The 26,136-nt window shown below is 34.0% G+C and carries 21 protein-coding genes and 4 tRNA genes; 24 read left to right on the forward strand and 1 reads right to left on the reverse strand.

Annotated elements, in window-relative coordinates; genetic code table 11:
* Positions 1–15: 15 nt before the first annotated feature.
* Positions 16–1,908, forward strand: coding sequence for a putative porin (locus T1L09_RS03520; RefSeq protein ID WP_322549570.1), 1,893 nt, complete (start codon positions 16–18; stop codon positions 1,906–1,908).
* A gap of 196 nt (positions 1,909–2,104) precedes the next feature.
* Complete coding sequence (locus T1L09_RS03525; protein ID WP_322549571.1) at positions 2,105–3,466, forward strand: pyridoxal-phosphate dependent enzyme; 1,362 nt, start codon at positions 2,105–2,107, stop codon at positions 3,464–3,466.
* Positions 3,467–3,553: 87 nt separating this feature from the next.
* Here T1L09_RS03525 and T1L09_RS03530 read toward each other — a convergent pair whose 3' ends face one another.
* Positions 3,554–5,224, reverse strand: coding sequence for a GLPGLI family protein (locus T1L09_RS03530; RefSeq protein ID WP_322549572.1), 1,671 nt, complete (start codon positions 5,222–5,224; stop codon positions 3,554–3,556).
* Positions 5,225–5,290: 66 nt separating this feature from the next.
* On the opposite strand from T1L09_RS03530, the gene T1L09_RS03535 reads away from it, so the two are divergent.
* The 22 genes from T1L09_RS03535 to rpoC all read left to right on the forward strand — a co-directional run bounded on the left by T1L09_RS03535 (position 5,291) and on the right by rpoC (position 26,107).
* A complete protein-coding gene (locus T1L09_RS03535; RefSeq protein ID WP_322549573.1) occupies positions 5,291–6,559 on the forward strand; it encodes a DUF2851 family protein in 1,269 nt (422 codons plus the stop codon).
* A 28-nt stretch (positions 6,560–6,587) separates the two neighbouring features.
* Positions 6,588–6,809, forward strand: coding sequence for a PspC domain-containing protein (locus T1L09_RS03540; RefSeq protein ID WP_322549574.1), 222 nt, complete (start codon positions 6,588–6,590; stop codon positions 6,807–6,809).
* Between the two features lie 78 nt (positions 6,810–6,887).
* A complete protein-coding gene (locus T1L09_RS03545; protein ID WP_322549575.1) occupies positions 6,888–8,708 on the forward strand; it encodes a sodium-dependent transporter in 1,821 nt (606 codons plus the stop codon).
* Positions 8,709–8,736: 28 nt separating this feature from the next.
* On the forward strand, positions 8,737–8,892 hold the full coding sequence (locus T1L09_RS03550) for a hypothetical protein (protein ID WP_322549576.1): 156 nt from the start codon (positions 8,737–8,739) through the stop codon (positions 8,890–8,892).
* Between the two features lie 11 nt (positions 8,893–8,903).
* On the forward strand, positions 8,904–9,782 hold the full coding sequence (locus tag T1L09_RS03555) for a ComEA family DNA-binding protein (RefSeq protein ID WP_322549577.1): 879 nt from the start codon (positions 8,904–8,906) through the stop codon (positions 9,780–9,782).
* Between the two features lie 36 nt (positions 9,783–9,818).
* Positions 9,819–10,988 (forward strand): acyl-CoA dehydrogenase family protein, encoded by a 1,170-nt coding sequence (locus T1L09_RS03560; protein ID WP_322549578.1) that lies wholly within the window; start codon positions 9,819–9,821, stop codon positions 10,986–10,988.
* Between the two features lie 249 nt (positions 10,989–11,237).
* Complete coding sequence (gene rpsU, locus T1L09_RS03565; protein WP_322549579.1) at positions 11,238–11,432, forward strand: 30S ribosomal protein S21; 195 nt, start codon at positions 11,238–11,240, stop codon at positions 11,430–11,432.
* 67 nt (positions 11,433–11,499) lie between these two features.
* Positions 11,500–12,393 (forward strand): tyrosine-type recombinase/integrase, encoded by an 894-nt coding sequence (locus tag T1L09_RS03570; protein ID WP_322549580.1) that lies wholly within the window; start codon positions 11,500–11,502, stop codon positions 12,391–12,393.
* A gap of 34 nt (positions 12,394–12,427) precedes the next feature.
* Positions 12,428–12,727, forward strand: coding sequence for a ribosome hibernation-promoting factor, HPF/YfiA family (hpf, locus tag T1L09_RS03575; RefSeq protein ID WP_322549581.1), 300 nt, complete (start codon positions 12,428–12,430; stop codon positions 12,725–12,727).
* Positions 12,728–12,823: 96 nt separating this feature from the next.
* A tRNA-Thr gene (locus T1L09_RS03580) sits at positions 12,824–12,897 on the forward strand.
* A 33-nt stretch (positions 12,898–12,930) separates the two neighbouring features.
* A tRNA-Tyr gene (locus T1L09_RS03585) sits at positions 12,931–13,012 on the forward strand.
* Between the two features lie 61 nt (positions 13,013–13,073).
* Positions 13,074–13,145 (forward strand) — tRNA-Thr (locus T1L09_RS03590).
* A 60-nt stretch (positions 13,146–13,205) separates the two neighbouring features.
* Positions 13,206–14,393, forward strand: coding sequence for an elongation factor Tu (gene tuf, locus T1L09_RS03595; protein WP_322549582.1), 1,188 nt, complete (start codon positions 13,206–13,208; stop codon positions 14,391–14,393).
* A 51-nt stretch (positions 14,394–14,444) separates the two neighbouring features.
* Positions 14,445–14,516, forward strand: a tRNA-Trp gene (locus tag T1L09_RS03600).
* A 15-nt stretch (positions 14,517–14,531) separates the two neighbouring features.
* Entirely contained in the window at positions 14,532–14,723 is a 192-nt protein-coding gene (secE, locus tag T1L09_RS03605; protein ID WP_322549583.1) for a preprotein translocase subunit SecE, read from the forward strand.
* A 9-nt stretch (positions 14,724–14,732) separates the two neighbouring features.
* Positions 14,733–15,284, forward strand: coding sequence for a transcription termination/antitermination protein NusG (nusG, locus tag T1L09_RS03610; RefSeq protein WP_322549584.1), 552 nt, complete (start codon positions 14,733–14,735; stop codon positions 15,282–15,284).
* A 65-nt stretch (positions 15,285–15,349) separates the two neighbouring features.
* Positions 15,350–15,787 carry a 50S ribosomal protein L11 gene (gene rplK / locus T1L09_RS03615; protein ID WP_322549585.1) on the forward strand — a complete coding sequence of 146 codons (438 nt, stop codon included), beginning with the start codon at positions 15,350–15,352 and terminating at the stop codon, positions 15,785–15,787.
* An 18-nt stretch (positions 15,788–15,805) separates the two neighbouring features.
* Positions 15,806–16,495 carry a 50S ribosomal protein L1 gene (rplA, locus tag T1L09_RS03620; RefSeq protein ID WP_322549586.1) on the forward strand — a complete coding sequence of 230 codons (690 nt, stop codon included), beginning with the start codon at positions 15,806–15,808 and terminating at the stop codon, positions 16,493–16,495.
* A gap of 22 nt (positions 16,496–16,517) precedes the next feature.
* Positions 16,518–17,015, forward strand: a complete 498-nt coding sequence (rplJ, locus tag T1L09_RS03625) for a 50S ribosomal protein L10 (RefSeq protein WP_322549587.1) — start codon at positions 16,518–16,520, stop codon at positions 17,013–17,015.
* Between the two features lie 55 nt (positions 17,016–17,070).
* Positions 17,071–17,439 carry a 50S ribosomal protein L7/L12 gene (gene rplL, locus T1L09_RS03630; RefSeq protein WP_322549588.1) on the forward strand — a complete coding sequence of 123 codons (369 nt, stop codon included), beginning with the start codon at positions 17,071–17,073 and terminating at the stop codon, positions 17,437–17,439.
* Positions 17,440–17,690: 251 nt separating this feature from the next.
* Positions 17,691–21,503 (forward strand): DNA-directed RNA polymerase subunit beta, encoded by a 3,813-nt coding sequence (rpoB, locus tag T1L09_RS03635; RefSeq protein WP_322549589.1) that lies wholly within the window; start codon positions 17,691–17,693, stop codon positions 21,501–21,503.
* Positions 21,504–21,799: 296 nt separating this feature from the next.
* Positions 21,800–26,107 carry a DNA-directed RNA polymerase subunit beta' gene (rpoC, locus tag T1L09_RS03640; RefSeq protein WP_322549590.1) on the forward strand — a complete coding sequence of 1,436 codons (4,308 nt, stop codon included), beginning with the start codon at positions 21,800–21,802 and terminating at the stop codon, positions 26,105–26,107.
* Positions 26,108–26,136 lie beyond the last annotated feature (29 nt).

A 26,136-nucleotide genomic window follows, 5' to 3' on the forward strand; every position in this document is an offset into this window, starting at 1 on the left:
TTTTATTTATTTGATATGAAAAAATACTTTAGTTCCTTTTTCCTTTTATTCCTAACAATTGCTTTTGCGCAAGATCTTGATTTAAATAATACGGAAGTTGTAGTGAAAGGGAAAGAACCAAAACCTTCCATTACACTTTATAAAATTTATAATCTTCAAAAAGATTCTACTTTTGTAGATACTACTTTAACAATTCAAAGTGAGTACAAATACAATTTGCTTAGAAAAGATATTTTTGGTTTGTTACCCTTTTCAAATGAAGGACAAACTTACAATACTTTAGATTTTGGGTTAATTAAAAAGCGCTTGCAACCTAATATGGGCTTCACAGCCAAACATTTTAATTACATAGAAGCTAACGACGTGCAGTATTACTCTGTACCTACACCTTTAACTGATTTGTACTATAAAACCGTGATGGAGCAAGGGCAATCACTTGATGCTTTTTTGACGGTGAACACTAAAGAAAATTTTAATTTTTCAATTGCATATAAAGGACTCCGGTCTTTAGGTAAATATGTCAATATTTTAACCAGTTCTGGTAATTTCAGATTTACCAGTAGTTATTTTACTAAAGACAAACGTTATTTTTTAAATACGCATTTCACTGGTCAAGATATTTCTAATCAAGAAAATGGAGGAATTATAAACACGGCCGATTTTGAGTCAGGTGACACGAGATTTAAAGAGAGAAATCGTATTGATGTCTATTTCGAAAATGCTACTTCGTTATTGAAGGGAAATCGCTTTTTCGTTGATCATTCCTTCAAATTAAACAAAACTAACCCCAATAGTTTAGTATTCACGCATCAATTTGAATACGAATACAAATTTTTTGAATTCACACAGCCTACCGTTAGTTCAAGATTTGGCGCTTCATATTCCAACAATATTAGCAATAAAACCCGCTTTAACCAAATGTACAACAAGGTTGGAGTTGCTTATACCACAAAATCTTATGGCGATTTATCCTTTTTTGTAGATGATGCCAATTATAATTATTACTACAACAGCGTAATTTACGGAAATTCAGGAGCGATTGAAGTGCCAAACTCCATTTCAGACCGAATCAATATGTTTGGTGGAAATTATACCTATCGCATCAAAGATATTCTTACAAATGTCACTGTTTCGCAATCCATCAGCGATCCTTCGATTTCAAATATCGAAGCCAATGCAAAATATAGATTCAACGATGCTATAGCATTTGAGTTTAATTATCAGAAGTTAAACAGCTTGCCTAATTTAAATTACACTTTATACCAAAGCAATTACATCAGTTACAACTGGTACAATAATTTTAAAACTGAAAAAACAAATCAATTCTCTTTTTCTGCCAACACAAAATGGGTGAATTTATCAGCCGAATATAAAGTATTAAATGATCATTTGTATTTTGATAATACTACAAACGACATTGCATCTTTACTGATTAAGCCGGTGCAATACGATAAAACCATCAATTATTTGTCTGTCAAAGCGAGTAAAGAAATTAAATTCTGGAAATTAGCTTTAGACAATACCATTCTTTATCAGGCTGTAGATCAAGCGGATAATATTGTAAATGTGCCTCAAATCACCACAAGAAACACCCTTTATTTCTCGGATTACGTATTCAAAAGAGCAATGTTAATTCAAACCGGATTCACATTTCAGTATTTCACAAAATACTACGGAAACGATTACAATCCATTAATCGGAGAATTCTACGTGCAAAACGAGAAAAAGATCGGCGATTTCCCTATGGTCGATTTCTTCATCAATGCCAGAGTCCGCCAAACGCGTTTGTTCTTAAAAGCCGAACACTTTAACTCCGCAATGACTGGAAATAATTTCTACTCAGGGCCAAATTATCCGTATCGTGATTTTATGATTCGCTTCGGATTGGTATGGAATTTCTTTAAATAGAAACGAATCGCTTGGGCTTTATTTGGTTTCCTTGTTCCTGCTGTCCGTTAAAGTCCCGCTTTTCAATCGGGAGCTACCACTCCTATCAGGGTTAGGAGGGTTTCCATTTTCGTTTTTGTATTCGTAATATTCACACTATCTTTGCAAAAATAAAAACAGTCAATAACAGATAACAGTCAACTGACAACAGAAAATAATGAAATACGCAAAAAATATACTAGAAACTATTGGAAATACGCCATTAGTGCAACTAAATAAAGTAACTGCCGAAGTAGATGCTTTGGTATTAGCAAAAGTAGAAACCTTCAATCCAGGAAATTCCGTAAAAGACAGAATGGCCGTAAAAATGATTGAAGACGCAGAAGCAGACGGACGCTTAAAACCAGGCGGAACCATCATCGAAGGAACTTCAGGCAACACCGGAATGGGCTTAGCATTAGCAGCGATCGTAAAAGGTTATAAATGTATTTTTGTAATTTCGGATAAACAATCAAAAGAGAAAACGGACATTCTTCGAGCTGTAGGAGCAAAGGTAATTGTTTGCCCTACAGATGTGGAACCAACAGATCCACGTTCGTATTATTCTGTATCAAAAAAATTAGGCGATGAAATTCCTAATTCTTGGTACGTAAACCAATACGATAATCCAAGTAATGCCATAGCACATTACGAACAAACAGGTCCGGAAATCTGGGAACAAACAGATGGAAAAATCACTCATTTTGTTGTGGGTGTTGGAACTGGAGGAACAATCTCTGGCGTAGCGAAATATTTAAAAGAAAAAAATCCAAATATTAAAATTTGGGGAATTGATACTTACGGCTCTGTTTTTAAAAAATACCACGAAACCGGAATTTTCGATGAGAACGAAATCTACTCTTACGTAACAGAAGGAATCGGCGAGGATATTTTACCTAAAAACGTGGACTTCTCTTTAATTGATGGTTTTACAAAAGTTACCGATAAAGACGCCGCGGTTTATACCAGAAAAATTGCTTTAGAAGAAGGAATTTTTGTTGGAAACTCTGCGGGAGCTGCTGTAAAAGGTTTATTGCAACTAAAAGAACACTTTACTACAGAAGATGTAGTTGTGGTCTTATTTCACGATTCTGGAAGCCGTTATGTTGGAAAAATGTTTAATGATGATTGGATGCGTGAAAGAGGATATTTAGAAGAAAACATCACAAAAGCAGAAGATTTAATCAAAGAACACATCGATAAACCTTTAGTAATTGTTCGTACAGAAGAATTGGTTTCGCACGCGATTGAAAGAATGAGAAAATATAAAATCTCACAAATTCCAGTAATTGACATCAACGGATTTGTAGGTTCTGTAGATGAATCTGATTTATTCCAAAGCTTCATTACCGATAAAAATACTGCCGAACGTCCAATTAGAGAAGTTATGGGAAAACCATTTCCAATCGTAAAAGTAGGAACTCCAGTGGAAGAAGTTTCAAAATTAATTACCAAAGACAACCAAGCGGTATTAATTGATTTAGGAAATGGAAATCATCATATCATCACGAAATACGATATTATTGGTTCGATAAAATAGAATATTTAGTTTGTCAAGCAGTCCCGAATCGTCGGGATTATTGCAGCTTCTAAAAACAAAGCCGTTCAATTGAACGGCTTTGTTTTTTTATTCTCCGAGCAAAACGCCAGAAACATTCCATGAACTAAAACTAGTTCCTTCATTTGGACCTTGCGGAATCTTCACCTGAATGGTATGTGTTCCTGCTTTCAAATCACCAAGTTCTATATAATTTGGATTCGTAACCGTTCCCGGACACCAATTTGAACGACTCAAATCTGAAGAAGACAAGCCGTCATTAAAATTCCCAGATGCCGGATTGAATAAGCGATAACTGCCACAATCTTGTCGCCAAGGAAGAAATGAAAACACTTCTTTTCCGTCTAAAATAATAGTATTTCTTTTTGGTACAAATTCATCACCATTTTCCCAACCACCGTGACCAGTAGTAATATAGCGTAACTTTGCGTTTTTAATGTCTTTGTCTAATACAAAGTGAACTTCCAAACCTTTCTCGTTATTAAACATTGTCGCATATTCTTGACTTGCCATTTCCATCACATTCATTGTATTAAATAAAGGAAGGGAGAAATTAGTTTTGTCTAACTTGCTTTCGCTAGGGTTTATAGTGATATGCAATGAAACTTTGTGTCCGCCTTGGTGATAATTGGAAATAAAAGTTCCCACATAAACCGATTTTCCAGATAAATTAGCTTTCAATTCTGTAATTTCAGAACGATAAGGAACCATTTCGTGCCAAGTTTTATCTTTGAGTTGAATGTGATTGTATTGTTTAATCCCAAAAGGCGTAAAAAATCGCATTAATTCGATTAGCGGTGCATATTCCGAAGTTGCAATTACACCTTGATATTGTTTGTTGTTACCATTTTCATAAATAGGTAAAGTTTTCGCACCATTTTGCAAACCATCAAAAAAAGATTGTTTTTTGTCTTCGGGAATCATAAAAACGGAACCTGTTCTATCGTAAGCATCGCCTTGAGATTGCTCTAATAAATCGACAAAAACCAAATCTCCTTTTTTAATTTCAGGAAATGTAACTTTTTTCAGAATTAGCGTTCCATTAGCAAATTTTAAAATACTATCGTTCGATTTTGATTTGTCTGAAAAATTAATAGTTTCGTTTTCAAATACTTTTATCGTAGTAAAACGACTTTTCCAAACCAAATCGCGATATGACAAACCGTCTATTGCTTTACTTTTTGTTGTATTTCGGTCTAAAATCTGCTTTGGATTTACCGATTTTGCTTTTTCAACTTTAGTTGCAGTAATCGCATAATTTCCATTGCGTACCATCTCTAAAACCAATCCTAGATTTTGACCTAAAGTTGTTGGTGCACCCTTTACCTTTAAATCGTCAGTATACCAAAGTTCGATTGTATTAGAATTAATTACAGTTTTTGCTTTTTTACATTTATAACCTAGTATCGTTTTAGTTTCGTTAGTAAATTCAAAGCGCTGTTTACCTAAAGAAAAACTATCTATTGTGGTTACTGATTTTGTTTTTTGTAATTGGGTAATTTGCATAATCTTATCGTCCGAACGAAAAATCAACGATTGCTCAAAAGGAAATTTTGCTTTTCGTTTGTGAATGCTTTCTGAAGTTAGTAAGGTTTCCGTTTTGTTGGTAAAAAGTAAAATTGGATCTTGATTTTCAATAAGTGTTCCGTTTGAACTTTTTAAATAAGTGACTTTTATCCCCTTTTGAGCTTGCGTAAAAGTAAAAAGGCTTAGTAATGCAATAGTTATAATTTTTTTCATTCTGTAGTGTTGGTTAGCAAATATAATTTTTTTATATTTGTTATTCAACTCTATACGCCATACAAAATGAAAGAAGATTATCTGCACCACTTGTGGCAGCATAAGAAATTTGCTGTTACTGATCTGAAAACTACTACAGGAGAATCCATTCAGATTTTAAATTCAGGCCAATATCTCCAACTTGCCGGGCCTGATTTTTTCAATGCACAAATTATTATCGGCCAGCAAAAATGGGCGGGCAACATCGAAATTCATCTCAAGTCGTCTGATTGGTATGTACACAATCACGAAAAAGACAGTAATTATGATTCGGTAATTTTACACGTTGTTTGGGACCACGATACTCCTATTTTCAGAAAGAATAACACGGAAATTCCGACGTTAGAACTAAAAAATTACGTCCAACTTTCCGATTTAAGTAAATATCAATCTTTAATTACGCAAAAGAATTGGATTTATTGTGAAAACGATTTGCATTCTGTAACCGATTTTATTTTTAAAAATTGGGAAGAACGTTTGTATTTTGAACGATTAGAACGAAAATCTAATGAAATTTTACAGCTTTTAGAAGCATCGAATAATGATTGGGAAGCAATACTATTTTGTCTATTGGCCAAGAATTTCGGATTAAATACTAATGGAGCATTGTTTTTAAAAATGGCCAAATCAATTCCATTTTCCGTAATTAGAAAAGAATCGTTTGCAGTTGAAAATTTAGAAGCTTTATTCTTCGGCCAAGCCAATATGTTAGGTTCCGATTTTCAAGATAGTTATGTTATTGAATTGCAAAAGGAGTTTGATTATTTAGGATACAAACATAATATCCAAAAAAGTATCTTCGATAAAGTGGAGTTTTTCAAACACCGTCCGGATAATTTCCCCACTATTCGTTTGGCACAATTAGCTGCTTTGTATCATAAAGAACAAAATTTGTTTTCGAAAGTAATGAGCGTCACTTCAATTGAGCAAATTTATGATTTGTTTAAGTTGGAAATTAGTAATTATTGGGAAACGCATTATAATTTCGACAAAAAAAGCGTGAAAAAGAAAAAAAAAATGACTACTTCATTTATCGATTTAATTCTTATAAATACCATAATTCCCGTTCGATTTGCTTATGAACAAAGTTTAAATAAGGAAATTTCACAAGAAATTATTGATTTAGCGATGGCTATTCCGCCCGAGAAAAATATAATCATCGATAAATTTAAAGAAATAGGAATTATTTCGAAAAGTGCCTTTCAAACACAAGCCTTACTGCAATTGAAAAAGGATTATTGTGAACAAAAAAAATGCTTGCAATGTGCTGTTGGTATTCATTTGCTCAAAAATTAATTGTAATTTTGAATACTAAAATAAAATAATGATACAAAATCTCTTACATTTTTTCGAAAAACATGGTTTTTTTGTAGCCTCTAGATTAGCGGATCGATTAGGTATGCGTACCTCTAATGTTCGTTTGTTTTTTATTTATATCTCCTTCGTCACAGTAGGTTTAGGTTTTGGATTTTATTTAACCTTAGCTTTTCTTTTAAAATTAAAAGATATGATTAAAACTAAAAGAAGTTCAGTATTTGACTTGTAAAATTACATTAAATGTAAGTTTTATTTGTTTTTTAGATTGTTTTCTTATCTTTGAAAAATAAACAACCAATATAATTATATGTCTACAAAAGCAGATTCTTGGGGATCCCGAGTTGGCCTAATTTTAGCAATGGCAGGAAATGCTGTTGGTTTAGGAAACTTCCTTAGATTTCCAGTACAAGCAGTTCAAAATGGTGGAGGCGCCTTTATTATTCCTTATTTAATATGTTTTTTGGTGATGGGTATTCCGTTATTATTCATCGAATGGTCTTCAGGAAGATTTGGCGGAAGGTTCGGAAATCACAGTACACCTTATATCCTTGACTCAATGGTAAAAGGTAGACTATGGAAATACGTAGGTGTTTTCGGAATCTTTACTAATATTGCAGTAGCTGCTTATTACTGTTATATTGAATCGTGGACAATGTCTTATGTCTATCATACTTTATCTGGTACATTCAATGGAATGAGCCAGGGAGAAGTAGCAGGATTCTTTAATTCTTATGTTGATATTTCGCAATCTACCACTGGTATTCCTTATGAAGCGGTCGTATTTTATGTTTTATGTCTTCTTTTAAATACATTTATCTTATCAAAAGGATTAGGAGGCGTTGAAAAAGTGGCCAAAATCGGAATGCCTTTATTAATTCTTTTTGGGGTTGTATTGGCCGTTAAAGGTTTAACGTTGGGTACTTCTGGTGCTTCTGATATTTTTCCAGATGCAAATGCTTGGGATGGTCTGAATTTCCTTTGGACGCCGCAGTTCGATTCACTAACAAGCCCGAAAGTTTGGCTGGCCGCTGCTGGTCAAATATTCTTCACTTTATCTGTAGGGATGGGTACAATTCACTGTTACGCAGCTTATTTAAAAACTAAAGATGATATTGCTTTAAATGCTGTTTCTGCTGGTTTTATGAATGAATTCGTAGAAGTGGTGTTAGGAAGTTTAATTGTTATTCCTATTGCTGCAGGTTATTTAGGATTAGATTGGGTAATTCAAAACGCTGGTTTTGGAATGGCTTTTCAAACAATGCCTTATTTGTTCCAACAATGGGGGCCTGTATTAGCTGTTGTTGCTGGTGTATGTTGGTTCGGATTGTTGTTCTTTGCAGGGATTACGTCTTCTTTAGCGATGGGAACACCTTGGATGGGTTTCATGCAAGATGAATTTAATTGGAGTAAGAATAAAGGCGCTTGGTCTTTTGGAGGTTTAGTTTTAATAATGGGATTACCAACAGTTATTTTTTATAATGAAGGTCTTTTTGACCAGTATGATTATTGGGCAGGAACGGTAAGTTTAGTTGTTTTCGCCTTCCTAGAAACAATTTTATTTTCGTATATTTTCGGAATTAAGAAAGGATGGGAAGAAATTAATTTGGGTGCCGATATCAAAGTGCCAATCTTTTTTAAGTATGTGATTTTAATTGTAACACCAGCACTTTTAGGATGGGTTTTAGTTTCAAGTGTGCCGGATTGGATTGATAAAGTAAGAGATGCCGACACCAACAATAAAGAATGGTTCGCAAGTGATTATTATGCTGAAAGTTTTGGAAGCAATGGAACAGAAAGTGGTGTAGTGGAAGAAGCAACTGATAAAACAATCAAGCTTTCATTTATGGATACCAAAAAGGTATTTGATAGAGAAACTGAAAAAATAAAAGAAGTTGAATTCAAAAATTATAAAGAATATAGTTTTGATTCAGATAAAAATCAAATAGTGTCGGTTAAAAAAGGGGATATCGTTAAGCCAAAAGATGTAATTGCTAAAGGAGATTTTACAAACGACACCTTGTATAAGTTTATGGGTAGAATGTTGTTACTTTCGTTATTTGCTTTTATTAGTTTAATTGTTTACTTTGCCTATAAGAAAAGAGCAAGAGAAGGAAGAGCTACTTTTTAGATTTTATTAATATTTAAATTAAAATAATATGAATACATCAGCATTAATAACAATGATATGTGCTCAAGGAATTGTCGTTTCTTTTGCTGCTTATTTTTTCTATAAAGTTTTGACAATTCCGCCAAAACAAGAACCAGATTCCTTTTCTGAAAATGATGATGAATTAGTTAGAAAAGAAAATTAATATCAGATACAATGAATAAAATAAAATCCTACTTCCAGTTTTCAAGAGAACACCGAAGTGGGATTTTCTTGTTATTTTTCTTTATTATTATCGTGCAAATGAGTTATTTCTTATTTGCGGACAAATTATTTGCAAATCAGAAACCAAAAGTAGATAAAGCTTGGCTAGCGATGCAAGGAGAAATTGATAGCTTAAAACAGATTGTAGCTATTAAGAAGGATACGGTTTATCCTTTTAATCCTAATTTTATAACCGATTATAAAGGCTATAAATTAGGCTTGTCAGTTGCAGAAATAGATCGGTTGCATTCTTTCCGTAGTCAAAATAAATACGTTAATTCGGCTAAAGAATTTCAAAAAGTAACACAGGTTTCGAATGAATTGCTCAATAAACTTTCCCCTCATTTCAAATTCCCAGATTGGGTTACCAATAAAACCTATTCTTCTGGGGGAAAATACCATAAATTCCTTCCTAAAGAAAAGATTGCTATCGTTCAAAAAGATATAAATATAGCTTCACGAGACGAACTAATCGCAGTTTATGGAATAGGTGAGAAGTTAGCCGATAAAATTTTACTCGAAAAAGAAAAATTTGGTGAATTTGTAAGTATGGATCAATTTCAGTTTATTTGGGGAATTAGCCCCGAAGCAATTTCCGATTTGCAAAAACGATTCTTCGTTAAAAATACTTCGGCACAAAAGAAGATTGCAATTAATGAACTATCAATAAAAGAATTGGCGACTTTCCCGTACTTTAATTATGCGCTTGCTAAAGAAATTGTCATTTTTAGAACGATGAATAACGGAATTAAGCATATTGATGATTTAACAAAAATTAAAGGAATGCCTAACGATAAAATAAAAATAATCGCCTTATATTTGGAATTCTAAAAAAATAACAAAAATTTACATAACATTTATAAGAATATGAATTCAACATACTTCACAGAAGAACACGAATTATTCAGGAAAAGTTTCCGCGACTTTTTGCAAAAGGAAGTAGTACCTCACATTGAAAAATGGGAAAAAACAGGAACTATCGAACGCTTTATTTGGAAAAAATTTGGCGAAATGGGTTTCTTCGGAATAAACTATCCTGAAGCTTATGGCGGAATGAATTTAGATTTGTTCTATTCCGTTGTTTTCTTAGAAGAACTTCAAAAAGTAAAATCTTCTGGTTTTGCTGCAGCAATGTGGGCGCACGCATATTTAGCAATGACGCATTTAAATGCAGAAGGTAGCGAACGCATAAAACAAGACTATTTAGCGCCAAGTATCGCTGGTGAAAAAATAGGAGCATTATGTGTAACTGAACCTTTTGGTGGAAGTGATGTCGCAGGAATGCGTACAACAGCAGTTAAAAAAGGAGATAAGTATATCATTACAGGCTCTAAAACTTTTATTACCAATGGTGTTTATGCAGACTATTATGTAGTTGCTGCTAAAACAAGTCCAGAATTAGGAAATAAAGGAATTAGCATCTTTTTATTAGATAGTAATTTACCAGGTATTTCAGCGACTAAACTAGATAAATTAGGTTGGAGAGCTTCAGATACTGCAGAAATAGCATTTGATAATGTAGAGGTTCCGGTAGAGAATTTAATGGGTGAAGAAGGAAAAGGTTTTCCTTATATTATGCAGCATTTTGCTTTTGAACGTTTAATTATGGCAATTAATGCCCATGCAAGAGCAGAATATGCAATTGAATATACAATTGAATACATGTCGCAACGAGAAGCTTTTGGAACTACAATTAATAAATTCCAAGCGCTGAGACACACAATGGTAGAACACGCAACCGAAGTAGAACATTGTAAAGTGTTCAATTATGCAGCAACTGCAAGATTAGATAAAGGTGAATATGTTGTAAAAGAAGCAACGATGGCCAAACTAAAATCTACAAAAGTAGCCGATTTAGCAATTTATGATTGCTTGCAAATGCTTGGCGGTTATGGCTATATGGAAGAATATCCATTAGCACGCTTATTAAGAGATAGTCGTTTAGGACCAATCGGAGGTGGAACTTCTGAAATTTTGAAAGAGATTTTATCAAAAATGATCATCGACAATCAAAACTACAAACCAGCTGTAAAATAAAAAGTAATTTTAGAATTGTGAGCAAGTTTCAGCATCTCAATTTGAAGCTTTTTCCCGCTATCCACTATATCTTTTTTAAATTGCCTTGGGTTTTAGCCCAAGGCAATTTAAAAAAGGATGTCGTTCCTATCTGGGCTAGGGCAGCAATTTTCAAATCTAATTTTCCTTATAAAAGAATTTAAAAATTCTAGCTAAAGCTCAAAAATAATTTGTAAGTTTGCACCCTTAACGAGAGGAGGTGTCAATATTATGTTAATTATACCAATTAAAGACGGAGAAAATATCGATAGAGCATTAAAGCGCTATAAGAGAAAATTTGATAAAACAGGAACTGTTCGTCAGTTACGTGCGCGTCAAGCTTTCATGAAACCTTCAGTTGCAAACAGAGCTAAAATTCAGAAAGCAGCTTATATTCAAAACATGAAGGACAATTTAGAAAATTAATTTTTTTTAAATAATCTATATCAACCGCTAGATAATAAAGTGTAACTTTGTTTCTAGCGGTTTTTTTATGATAACTAATTTACAAGCATATCAAGATTATTTAGACAAGGAAAAGAATTATTCTCCTTTAACTGTTCAGGCTTATCTAGCTGATATTCGCTCTTTTCAAACCTATTTGATTGCAGTTAAAGAGGCTATTCCTTTAGAGGAGGTCAATTACTCCCAAATCAGAAGTTGGATTGTAGATTTGGTCGATAATAATATTTCGAACACTTCTATTAACCGAAAAATTGCCTCTTTAAAATCCTTTTATAAATTCCTACTAAAAATACAACAGATCACAATAAATCCATTATTAAAGCATAAATCACTCAAAACGGCAAAAAAAATTCAGATTCCTTTTTCAGAAAAAGAGTTGCAAGATGTTTTTGAATTTAATAATTATGAAAATTCTTTTGAGGGAATTCGAAATCAATTAATCATTGAACTATTCTATACTACTGGAATCCGCAGAGCTGAATTGATTAACATCAAAACCCGGCAAATAGATTTTTCGCAAAAAAGCATAAAGGTTATTGGTAAGAGAAATAAAGAGCGCATTATACCGCTGCTTGATTGTACCTTGCAATTAATTAAAACCTATAATGAAGAACGAAATGATTTAGAAGTAATTAAGGAAAATGATGTGTTAATTTTGTCTACTGCCGGAAATAAAGTAAGTGAATCGTTTGTTTATCGATTAATAAAGGAGTACTTTAGTACTGTCTCACAAAAAACAAAAAAGAGTCCACACGTTCTTAGGCATTCATTTGCGACTCATTTATTAAACAATGGCGCAGATTTGAATTCTGTTAAAGAGTTGTTAGGTCATGCTAGTTTGTCTTCGACGCAAATTTATACACACAGCAGTTTAGCTGAACTTAAAAAAGTATATCAAGAAGCACATCCTAGAAATAAGTAATAACTCAAAGTATAACCTATTTAATTGAAAAGATATGAAAGTTAATTTGCAAGCGGTAAATTTTAATGTTGACAGAAAATTAGTCGATTTTGTTCAAGAAAAGCTAGATAAATTAGAAAAGTATTACGACAAGATTGTTTCTGCTGAAGTTTTTTTAAAATTAGAGAACACCAGCGACAAGGAAAACAAAACAGTCGAGATAAAAATCAATGTTCCGGGAGATGATTTTATTGTAAAGAAAACAGCTAAATCTTTTGAAGAGGGAGTTGACTTATCGGTAGATTCATTAGAAAGAGCAATTGTGAGAAGAAAAGAAAAATTAAGATCGAATTGATATTATAAAAAAAAAACAACAAAAATGTTTTGATTCAAAAATAAATTATATACATTTGCAGTCCGTTAGAAATAGCGGACTTTTTATATTTAAGTTGCCGGTGTAGCTCAGCTGGCTAGAGCAGCTGATTTGTAATCAGCAGGTCGTGGGTTCGAGTCCCTCCACTGGCTCTGAGTTTTAAATAACTAATTATAAAAGGTTTTGGGGAGATACTCAAGCGGCCAACGAGGGCGGACTGTAAATCCGCTGATTACATCTTCGCAGGTTCGAATCCTGCTCTCCCCACGGATTATGAGTTTAGAACACTCGGTTTGGTTTTCTGAGTTCAACGTCTGAACACATAAAAGCCGGTGTAGCTCAGGGGTAGAGTGCTTCCTTGGTAAGGAAGAGGTCACGGGTTCAATTCCCGTCATTGGCTCTTAAAAAAAATTATTTTTTGAACACTAATATATAACACTAAGATTAAAATTATTAAATCATGGCAAAAGAAACCTTTGATCGTTCGAAGCCCCATTTAAATATTGGAACTATCGGACACGTTGACCACGGTAAAACTACTTTAACAGCTGCAATTACTAAGGTATTGGCAGATGCAGGTTTTTCTGAAGCAAAATCATTTGATCAAATTGATAACGCTCCAGAAGAAAAAGAAAGAGGTATTACTATTAATACATCTCACGTAGAGTATTCTACTGCTAACCGTCATTACGCTCACGTTGACTGTCCAGGTCACGCGGATTATGTAAAGAATATGGTTACTGGAGCTGCTCAAATGGATGGTGCTATCTTGGTAGTAGCTTCTACTGATGGACCAATGCCTCAAACTAGAGAGCATATCCTTTTAGGACGTCAGGTAGGTATTCCTAGAATCGTTGTATTCATGAATAAAGTGGATATGGTTGATGATGAGGAATTATTAGAATTAGTAGAAATGGAAATTAGAGATTTATTATCTTTCTATCAATATGATGGTGATAATGGACCAGTTATCCAAGGTTCTGCTTTAGGTGGATTGAATGGTGACCCGAAATGGGTAGCTACAATCTTAGAATTAATGGAAGCTGTTGATAACTGGATTGAATTACCTCCACGTGATGTTGAGAAACCTTTCTTAATGCCAATTGAAGATGTATTTACAATTACTGGTCGTGGAACTGTAGCTACAGGTCGTATCGAAACTGGTATTGCTAATACAGGTGATGCTGTTGAAATCATTGGTATGGGTGCTGAAAAGTTAACTTCTACTATTACAGGTATCGAAATGTTCCGTCAAATCCTTGATAGAGGTGAGGCTGGAGATAATGCAGGTATCTTATTAAGAGGTATTGCTAAAGAAGATATCAAAAGAGGAATGGTAATTGTTAAGCCAGGATCTGTTAAACCACACGCTCATTTCAAAGCTGAGGTATATATCTTGAAAAAAGAAGAAGGTGGACGTCATACTCCATTCCATAATAACTACCGTCCTCAGTTTTATGTACGTACAACTGACGTAACGGGTACTATTTCTTTACCTGATGGTGTAGAGATGGTTATGCCTGGAGATAACTTAACTATCGATGTAACGTTGTTAAGTCCTATCGCATTATCTATCGGTTTACGTTTTGCTATCCGTGAAGGTGGTAGAACAGTAGGTGCTGGTCAGGTTACTGAAATTTTAGACTAATTAATAGTCAATAATAATTTAAACCAGCAGTTCGCTGCTGGTTTTTAACATACGGGCGTAGTACAAGGGCTAGTATAGTGGTCTCCAAAACCATTGATGGGGGTTCGAATCCCTCCGCCCGTGCAAATAAAGATTAAGATGAAAGTAGTTAATTACATATCTGAGGCATTTCACGAATTAAAATCAAATGTTACTTGGCCAGAATGGCCTGAAGTACAGCGTTTGACTATTATTGTTGCTATATTTTCCATTGTTTTCGCTCTATTGACTTGGGGTGTAGATACTGTTTTTGGTAAAGCAATTGCTGGTTTCTTTAATGTTATAAAATAATCCTATAAGATGGCTGACAATAATGTGAATAAATGGTATGTGGTTAGAGCCGTAAGTGGTCAGGAGAATAAAGTTAAAGCATACATTGAAACAGAAACTGCTAGATTAGGTATGGCGGATTATATTTCTCAAGTCTTAGTTCCTACTGAAAAAGTTATTCAAATTAAAGACGGAAAGAAAATAGCAAAGGAAAAAGTTTACTTTCCTGGCTACATAATGGTTGAGGCAAATTTAACTGGTGAAATTCCGCATATTATTAAATCAATTCCTGGTGTAATTGGATTTTTAGGAGAAGTTAAGGGTGGAGATCCTGTTCCTTTAAGACAATCGGAAGTGAATAGAATGTTAGGTAAAGTAGATGAATTATCTATAAAAGAAGACAGTGTTAATATTCCATTTTCTATTGGAGAAACAATTAAAGTTGTTGATGGTCCTTTTAACGGTTTCAATGGAACTATTGAAAAGATTAATGAAGAAAAGCGTAAACTTGAAGTAATGGTGAAAATTTTCGGAAGAAAAACGCCTTTAGAATTGAGTTTTATGCAAGTTGAAAAAGTATAATAAGGTTATATATATAAACCACATCAATCGCTTCCAATTGATAGATGTGCTAAATTTTTTTAAAAATGGCAAAAGAAGTTAGTAAAGTAGTTAAACTACAAGTTAAGGGAGGTGCAGCGAATCCATCGCCACCGGTTGGACCTGCTTTGGGGGCTGCTGGAGTTAACATCATGGAGTTCTGTAAGCAATTTAATGCTAGAACACAAGATAAACCCGGCAAGATTTTACCAGTACAAATTACTGTGTATAAAGACAAGTCTTTTGACTTTGTTGTTAAAACGCCACCGGCTGCAATCCAATTATTAGATGCAGCAAAATTAAAGTCTGGTTCAGGTGAACCTAACCGTAAAAAAGTAGCAAGTGTTACTTGGGATCAAATTAAATCTATCGCTGAAGACAAAATGCCAGATTTGAATGCTTTTACATTAGAGAAATCTATGGGCATGATTGCTGGAACGGCTAGATCTATGGGTATAACAGTAACAGGGGATGCTCCTTTTTAATCGTAAAAAGAATTAGACATGGCAAAATTGACAAAAAAGCAAAAAGAGGCTGTTTCAAAAATTGAAAAGAACAAACTATATAGTTTAAAAGATGCTTCTGCATTAATTAAATTAGTTGCTTCTGCAAAATTTGATGAGTCTGTTGATATCGCAGTTAAGTTAGGTGTAGATCCTAGAAAAGCGAATCAAATGGTTAGAGGGGTTGTAACATTACCTCATGGAACTGGTAAAGATGTAAGAGTTTTAGCTCTTGTAACTCCAGATAAGGAAGCTGAAGCTAAAGCTGCTGGTGCAGACTACGTAGGTTTAGATGAATATCTTCAAAAAATTAAAGATGGTTGGACTGATGTTGATGTTATCATCACGATGCCAGCTGTTATGGGTAAATTAGGTCCATTAGGTCGTATTTTAGGACCTAGAGGTTTAATGCCAAACCCTAAAACAGGAACTGTAACTATGGATGTTGCTAAAGCTGTGCAGGAAGTAAAAGCTGGTAAAATTGACTTTAAAGTTGATAAAACTGGTATCGTTCATGCAGGAATAGGTAGAGTGTCTTTTGATGCTGATAAAATCTATGAAAACGCATACGAAATTGTACAAACATTAATCAAAATAAAACCAACTGCAGCTAAAGGTACTTACATTAAGTCTATTCACTTATCTAGTACTCAAAGTCCTGCTATTGCTCTAGATCCTAAGGCAATATAATTGGTAGTTAAAAATTTTTAGTATGACTAGAGAAGAAAAATCAATCGCGATTAAAGATTTAACTGCACAGTTAGCAGGTGTTAATGTTATCTATTTAGCAGATACATCAGGACTTGATGCAGATACTACTTCAAATTTAAGAAGAGCTTGTTATAAAGCTGGTGTTAAATTAGAAGTTGTTAAGAACACATTGTTGGAAAAAGCAATGGAGGCTTCGGATAGTGATTTTGGTGATTTACCAACAGTTCTTAAAGGAAATACTTCTATGTTTATTGCTGAAAGTGCTAATGCACCAGCAAAAATCATTAAAGAATTTCGTAAGAAAGGTTTAAAACCATTATTTAAAGGAGCTTACATCAACCAGGAAATTTATATTGGTGACGAATTATTAGACAGCTTAGTTGCTATCAAGTCTAGAGAAGAAGTTATCGGTGAAATTATTGGATTATTACAATCTCCTGCGCAAAGAGTTATTGCAGCTCTTCAAAATCAACCGAACAAGGAAGATTCAGCAGAATAATAAATACGCACTTAATAGATTATATTTTTACAAAACATTTTAAACGATAGAAAAAATGGCAGATTTGAAACAATTCGCAGAACAATTGGTTAACTTAACAGTTAAAGAAGTTAACGAATTAGCAACAATATTAAAAGATGAGTATGGTATCGAACCGGCTGCTGCAGCTGTTGTAGTATCTGCTGGTGGTGGCGCTGAAGAAGCTGCTGAACAATCAGAATTTACAGTTATGTTAAAAGAAGCTGGTGCTTCTAAATTAGCAGTTGTAAAAGCGGTTAAAGAATTAACAGGTTTAGGTCTTAAAGAAGCTAAAGATTTAGTGGATTCTGCACCTGCTGCTGTAAAAGAAGGAGTTTCTAAAGATGAGGCTGAAGGTCTTAAGAAAGCTTTAGAAGAAGCTGGAGCTGTAGTTGAGCTTAAATAAGCAGATACTTAGGTTTAAAAACTAGGTTTAGGTCTTGAGATTTTGTCTCAAAGACCTAAACCCTTTTTCGTATAAGAAAATCAATATTTAATGGTTTTCATACACAAGAATATCTTAATCACTACGAAGAAAAAAATTAGACTAACTTTCCTGGTTTATTTTAAAGATGTAGTGGTTATTATAAAGGAAGTATTATTGAATAGTGTATTTACACAAAAATTACTTTTTTTAAATCAAAATTTTATCCATTGATGATTGCAAATCAGACAGAAAGATTAAATTTTGCTTCTACTAAAAACATTCCACAATATCCAGATTTTCTAGATATTCAAGTGAAATCGTTTAAAGATTTTTTCCAATTGGAAACTAAATCTGATGAAAGAGGCAACGAAGGGCTGTATAATACCTTCATGGAAAATTTTCCAATTACGGATACTAGAAATCAATTCGTATTAGAATTTCTTGACTATTTTATAGATCCTCCAAGATATACCATAGAAGAATGTATTGATAGAGGTTTAACGTATAGCGTTCCTCTAAAGGCTAGATTGAAACTATATTGTACTGATCCTGAACACGAAGATTTTGAAACTATTGTTCAAGATGTGTATTTAGGAACAATACCATACATGACTCCTAGCGGTACATTTGTTATTAATGGTGCTGAACGCGTGGTTGTTTCACAATTACATAGATCGCCAGGTGTATTTTTTGGACAATCTTTCCATGCAAATGGTACGAAACTGTATTCTGCAAGAGTAATTCCTTTTAAAGGTTCTTGGATAGAATTTGCTACCGATATAAACAACGTTATGTATGCTTATATTGATAGAAAGAAAAAATTACCTGTTACTACTTTGTTCAGAGCCATCGGATTTGAAAGAGATAAAGATATCTTAGAAATTTTCGATTTAGCGGAAGAAATTAAAGTTTCTAAAACGGGTATTAAAAAATATGCAGGAAGAAGACTTGCTGCACGAGTTTTAAATACTTGGCATGAAGACTTCGTAGATGAAGACACAGGTGAAGTGGTTTCTATTGAACGTAATGAAATTATTTTAGATCGTGATACGATTCTAGATAAAGATAATATCGAAGAAATAATCGAAGCAGACGTAAAAACTATTCTTTTACATAAAGAGGATAGCAATGCGATTGACTACACAATTATTCACAATACGTTACAAAAAGACCCAACAAACTCTGAAAAAGAAGCTGTTGAACATATTTATAGACAATTACGTAACGCGGAACCGCCTGATGAGGAAACGGCTCGTGGTATCATAGATAAATTATTCTTCTCTGACCAACGCTACAACTTAGGTGAAGTAGGTCGTTATAGAATGAATAAAAAATTAAATTTAGATATCCCAATGGAAAAGCAAGTCTTAACCAAAGAGGATATTATAACTATCGTTAAATATTTGATTGAATTAATTAACTCTAAAGCAGAGATTGATGATATTGATCACTTATCTAATCGTCGTGTAAGAACAGTTGGTGAACAATTGTCTCAACAATTCGGAGTAGGTTTAGCGCGTATGGCTAGAACAATCCGTGAAAGAATGAACGTTCGTGATAACGAAGTTTTCACACCAATCGATTTGATCAATGCTAAAACATTATCATCGGTTATTAACTCATTCTTTGGAACAAACCAGTTGTCTCAGTTCATGGACCAAACAAATCCATTAGCAGAGATTACACACAAGCGTCGTTTATCAGCCCTAGGACCTGGAGGTTTATCTAGAGAAAGAGCTGGTTTCGAGGTCCGTGACGTTCACTATACACATTACGGAAGACTTTGTCCTATTGAAACTCCTGAGGGACCAAACATTGGACTTATTTCGTCTTTAGGTGTGTATGCGAAAGTAAACGGAATGGGATTCATCGAAACGCCTTATCGCAAGGTTAATAACGGTGTGATCGATATTATTTCTGATCCAGTTTATTTAAGTGCTGAAGAAGAAGAAGGTAAGTTAATTGCACAAGCGAATATCGAAATTGATAGTAATGGTAAAATCCTTGCGGAGAATGTTATTGCTAAAGAAGATGCCGATTTTCCTGTGGTTACGCCATCTCAATTAGATTATACAGACGTTGCTCCTAATCAAATTGCTTCGATTTCCGCTTCATTAATTCCATTCTTGGAACATGATGATGCGAATAGAGCCTTGATGGGATCTAACATGATGCGTCAGGCTGTTCCATTATTACGTCCTGAAGCGCCAATCGTAGGTACTGGTTTAGAAAGACAAGTTGCTTCTGATTCAAGAGTTTTAATCAATGCCGAAGGAAACGGAGTTATTGAATATGTTGATGCTAATATGATTACCATCAAATACGATAGAACAGAAGAAGAGCGTATGGTTAGTTTTGATTCAGATGAGAAATCATACCAATTAATCAAATATAGAAAAACCAATCAAAGTACATGTATCAACCTAAAACCAATCGTAAGAAAAGGAGATAGAGTTGTGAAAGGGCAAGTACTTTGTGAAGGATATGCTACTGAAAACGGAGAATTAGCAATCGGAAGAAACTTAAAAGTTGCGTTTATGCCGTGGAAAGGGTATAACTTCGAGGATGCGATTGTAATCTCTGAAAAAGTAGTACGTGACGATGTATTTACTTCATTACATATTGATGATTATACATTAGAAGTTCGTGATACTAAATTAGGTAACGAAGAATTAACTAATGATATTCCAAACGTTTCTGAAGAAGCTACTAAAGATTTAGATGAAAACGGAATGATTAGAATTGGTGCAGATGTTAAACCTGGCGATATTCTAATTGGAAAAATTACGCCTAAAGGGGAATCAGATCCTACTCCAGAAGAAAAACTTTTAAGAGCTATCTTTGGGGACAAAGCAGGTGATGTAAAAGATGCTTCATTAAAAGCTTCTCCATCTCTACATGGTGTAGTTTTAGATAAAAAGTTATTTGCGAAAGCAGTAAAAGATAAGAGAAAACGTTCTAAAGATAAGGAAGACGTTGATAAATTAGAAATTGAATTCGAAGTTAGATACAATGAATTAAAAGACAAATTAATTGAGAAATTATTTGTTATCATTGATGGAAAAACTTCTCAAGGTGTAATGAACGATTTAGGGGAAGAAGTAATGCCAAAAGGTAAGAAATTCACTAAAAAAATGTTACAAGGTGTAGAAGATTTCGCTCACTTAACTAAAGGTCAATGGACAATCGATGAGCATACAAATTCTATGGTAAATGACTTAATTCACAACTATAAAATCAAATTAAATGATTTACAAGGTTGGTTAAGAAGAGAGAAATTTACAATCACTGTAGGAGATGAATTGCCTTCTGGTATTTTAAAACTTGCTAAAGTTTATATCGCTAAGAAACGTAAATTGAAAGTAGGGGACAAAATGGCAGGACGTCACGGTAACAAAGGTATTGTTGCAAAAATAGTACGTCAAGAAGATATGCCATTCCTTGAAGATGGAACACCAGTAGATATTGTATTGAATCCACTTGGAGTACCTTCTCGTATGAACATTGGTCAAATTTATGAAACGGTATTAGGATGGGCTGGACAGAAATTAGATAGAAAATTTGCTACTCCAATTTTTGATGGTGCTTCTTTAGATCAAATTAATGAATTTACAGATGAAGCAGGAATTCCAAGATTTGGTCATACGTATTTGTATGATGGAGGAACTGGAGAACGTTTCCACCAACGCGCAACTGTCGGTATCATTTATATGTTGAAATTAGGACATATGGTTGATGACAAAATGCACGCACGTTCAATCGGTCCATACTCATTAATTACGCAACAACCTTTAGGAGGTAAAGCGCAATTTGGAGGACAACGTTTTGGAGAGATGGAAGTTTGGGCACTTGAAGCATATGGTGCATCAAGTACACTTAGAGAAATCTTAACTGTGAAATCTGATGATGTTATCGGTAGAGCTAAAACTTACGAAGCAATCGTTAAAGGAGAAACTATGCCAGAACCAGGATTACCTGAATCATTCAATGTATTAATGCATGAATTGAAAGGTCTTGGACTTGACATAAGATTAGAAGAATAACAAAAAATTATGTAATCAGTCCTATTAATTCATTAGGACTGATTACTCATTTATAGAAGTTTTTAAGATTTATACTCGTAAACCGTTCCGATTTTTTATAATAACGTAATACGTTTTATAACTAGCACTTCAAATTTAGTTTGAAGTTTAGAGAAGTAATCCGAGATGATGAAAATAGTTTATAAGTTTTTTTTATAAGTTTTTAAGTCGCACTAAGGCTTTTTTACTTTAAACTTAAACCTTTGGACTATAAATAATAATCAATTTTTAATTGCAAATAAATCAAAGTAAAAACGATGATGAATAATAGAAATAGTAAAGATAAACAGCAAATCAAGCGATTTAATAAAATCACTATTGGTTTAGCTTCTCCAGAATCTATTTTGGGTGAGTCTAGAGGTGAAGTTCTAAAGCCTGAGACAATCAACTACCGTACGCATAAACCAGAAAGAGATGGTCTTTTCTGTGAACGAATCTTCGGTCCAGTTAAAGATTATGAATGTGCTTGTGGTAAATATAAAAGAATTCGCTACAAAGGAATCGTTTGTGACCGTTGTGGTGTTGAAGTAACTGAGAAAAAAGTACGTAGAGATAGAGTGGGTCACATTAATTTAGTGGTGCCAATTGCTCATATCTGGTATTTCCGTTCGTTACCAAACAAAATTGGATACATTTTAGGGTTACCATCTAAAAAATTAGACATGATTATTTACTACGAGAGATACGTAGTAATTCAAGCAGGTATCGCCCAAAATCCAGAAGGAGAATCTTTAAAAAGATTAGATTTCTTAACAGAAGAAGAGTATTTAAATATTTTAGATACACTTCCAATGGAAAACCAATATTTAGATGATAATGATCCTAATAAATTCATCGCTAAAATGGGTGCTGAATGTATTATGGACTTATTAGCACGTACAGATTTAGACGAATTGTCTTATAGTCTTCGTCACGCTGCTAATAACGAAACATCTAAGCAACGTAAAACAGAAGCATTAAAACGTTTAAATGTTGTAGAATCGTTCCGTGAGTCTAACAAAAATAGAGAGAACCGCCCAGAGTGGATGATCCTTAAAGTTATTCCGGTTATTCCACCAGAATTGCGCCCTTTAGTGCCGCTTGATGGAGGTCGTTTTGCAACTTCAGATTTAAATGATTTATACAGAAGAGTAATCATCCGTAATAACCGTCTAAAAAGATTAGTGGAGATTAAAGCTCCAGAAGTAATCTTAAGAAACGAAAAACGTATGTTACAAGAATCTGTAGATTCATTATTTGATAACACGCGTAAAGCATCTGCTGTTAAAACAGAATCAAACAGACCATTAAAATCTTTATCAGATTCATTAAAAGGTAAACAAGGTCGTTTCCGTCAAAACTTACTTGGTAAACGTGTAGATTATTCTGCTCGTTCAGTAATTGTTGTTGGACCAGAAATGAAATTATCTGAGTGTGGTTTGCCAAAAGATATGGCTGCTGAACTATACAAACCATTCGTTATTCGTAAATTAATCGAAAGAGGAATCGTTAAAACAGTTAAGTCTGCTAAGAAAATTATAGATAAAAAAGAGCCTGTAGTTTGGGATATCCTTGAGAATGTTATCAAAGGACATCCGGTATTACTTAACCGTGCTCCTACATTACACCGTTTAGGTATTCAAGCTTTCCAACCTAAGTTAATTGAAGGAAAAGCAATACAGTTACACCCATTAGTATGTACGGCATTTAACGCCGATTTCGATGGTGACCAGATGGCAGTTCACTTACCTTTAGGACCAGAAGCTATTTTAGAAGCACAACTATTAATGTTGGCTTCTCATAATATTTTGAATCCTGCAAATGGGGCACCTATTACGGTTCCTTCTCAAGACATGGTGCTTGGTCTTTATTATATGACCAAAGAGCGTTTGTCTACTCCTGAACATAAAATCTTAGGAGAAGGTTTAACTTTTTACTCTGCAGAAGAAGCTAACATTGCTTTAAACGAAGGAAAAGTTGAATTGAATGCAAGAGTAAGAATTAGAGCAAAAGATTTCAATGAAGAAGGAGAATTAGTTTATAAAATTATCCAAACAACTGCTGGTAGAGTATTATTTAATGAAGTAGTACCTGAAGCGGCTGGATATATCAATGAAGTATTAACTAAGAAATCATTACGTGATATTATTGGTAATATTTTATCGGTTACTGATGTACCTACAACTGCAGCTTTCTTGGATAACATGAAAGATATGGGGTACAAATTTGCATTTCGTGGAGGTCTATCATTCTCTTTAGGAGATATTAGAATTCCGGAGCAAAAAGGACAATTAATAGCAGATGCTAGAGAACAAGTTGAAGCTATTTCTGTAAACTACAACATGGGTCTTATTACTAATAACGAACGTTACAACCAAGTTATTGATATCTGGACCTCTGCGAATGCTCAATTAACGGAATTAGCAATGAAAAATATCCGTGAAGACCAACAAGGTTTCAACTCGGTATACATGATGCTTGACTCTGGTGCAAGGGGTTCTAAAGAACAAATTCGTCAGTTAACTGGTATGCGTGGTTTGATGGCTAAGCCTAAAAAATCTACAGCTGGTGGTGGTGAAATTATTGAAAACCCTATTCTTTCTAACTTTAAGGAAGGTCTTTCAATTCTTGAGTACTTTATTTCTACTCACGGTGCTCGTAAAGGTCTTGCAGATACTGCTCTTAAAACTGCCGATGCAGGTTACTTAACGCGTCGTTTACATGATGTATCGCAAGATGTAATTGTAAACTCTGTAGATTGTGGAACTTTAAGAGGTATTGAAGTTGGAGCTTTAAAGAAAAACGAAGAGATTGTTGAATCTTTAGGAGAAAGAATCCTTGGGCGTGTAGCTTTACAAAATGTAATTAATCCTTTAAACAATGAAGTATTAATTGAGGCTGGAGAGCAAATCACAGAAGCTATCGTTAAGAAAATTCAAGCGTCTCCAATTGAAAAAGTGGAAGTGCGTTCGCCTTTAACTTGCGAAGCTAAAAAAGGAATCTGTGCTAAATGTTACGGAAGAAACTTAGCAACAGGAAATATGACTCAAAAAGGGGAAGCAGTTGGTGTTATTGCAGCACAATCAATTGGTGAGCCTGGAACACAGTTAACACTTCGTACGTTCCACGTTGGAGGGGTAGCTGGAGGAATTTCTGAAGAATCTAGTATCGTTACTCGTTTTGCAGGTCGTCTTGAATTAGAAGATTTAAAAACAGTTAAAGGTGAAGATTTAGAAGGAAACTCTGTTGATATTGTAATCTCTCGTTCTACAGAATTAAAATTAGTAGAGCCTAAAACAGGTATTATTTTAAATACACATTATATTCCTTACGGATCTAGTATTTTCGTAAAAGATGGAGACATCGTTGAAAAAGGTACTACAATTTGTAAATGGGACCCATATAATGGGGTAATTATTTCTGAATTCACAGGTAAAGTTGCTTACGAAGATTTAGAACAAGGACAATCGTTCTTAGTGGAAGTCGATGAGCAAACTGGTTTCCAAGAGAAAGTAATTTCTGAGGGAAGAAATAAAAAGTTAGTTCCTACATTAATGATCTATGGTAAAGATGGTGAACTTAATCGTTCATACAACTTACCTGTTGGAGCTCACCTTATGGTAGATGATGGCGAGAAAATTAAAGCCGGTAAAATTTTAGTAAAAATCCCACGTCGTTCGTCTAAATCGAGTGATATTACAGGAGGTTTACCTAGAATTACTGAGTTGTTAGAAGCTCGTAATCCATCTAATCCAGCGGTAGTTTCTGAAATTGACGGTGTAGTAACATTCGGAAAAATTAAAAGAGGAAATAGAGAAATTGCTATTGAGTCTAAATTTGGTGAAGTGAAGAAATACTTAGTAAAACTTTCTAACCAAATCTTAGTACAAGAGAATGACTACGTGAAAGCGGGTGTGCCTCTTTCTGATGGTGCAATTACTCCAGAAGATATTTTAAGAATTCAAGGACCATCTGCTGTTCAACAGTATTTAGTTAATGAAATTCAAGAAGTTTACCGTTTACAAGGGGTAAAAATCAACGACAAACATTTTGAGGTAGTAATTCGTCAAATGATGCGTAAAGTAAGAATTGTTGATCCAGGAGATACTTTATTCTTGGAAGATCAATTAGCTCATACTAGTGATTTCCTTAGAGAAAACGATAAATTATATGGAATGAAAGTGGTAGAAGAATCAGGCGACTCTGAGAATTTAAAATCAGGTCAAATTATTTCACCACGTCAGTTAAGAGACGAAAATTCGTTATTAAAACGTAATGATAAAAACTTAGTAGAAGCACGTGATGTGGTTACAGCTACAGCTACTCCAGTACTTCAAGGTATTACGAGAGCATCGTTACAAACGAAATCATTCATTTCTGCGGCATCGTTCCAGGAAACTACTAAAGTATTAAACGAAGCTGCAGTTGCAGGTAAAATCGATACATTAGAAGGATTGAAAGAAAATGTTATCGTAGGACATAGAATCCCAGCCGGAACAGGTATGAGAGATTATGACAATATGATTGTAGGTTCTAAAGATGAATACAACGAATTAGTAGCAGCTAAAGAAGAATTTAATTATTAATTAGCAACTAGTATTCCAATAACTAAAAC

This window comes from Flavobacterium psychraquaticum (assembly GCF_034497725.1).
Classification (GTDB): domain Bacteria; phylum Bacteroidota; class Bacteroidia; order Flavobacteriales; family Flavobacteriaceae; genus Flavobacterium; species Flavobacterium psychraquaticum.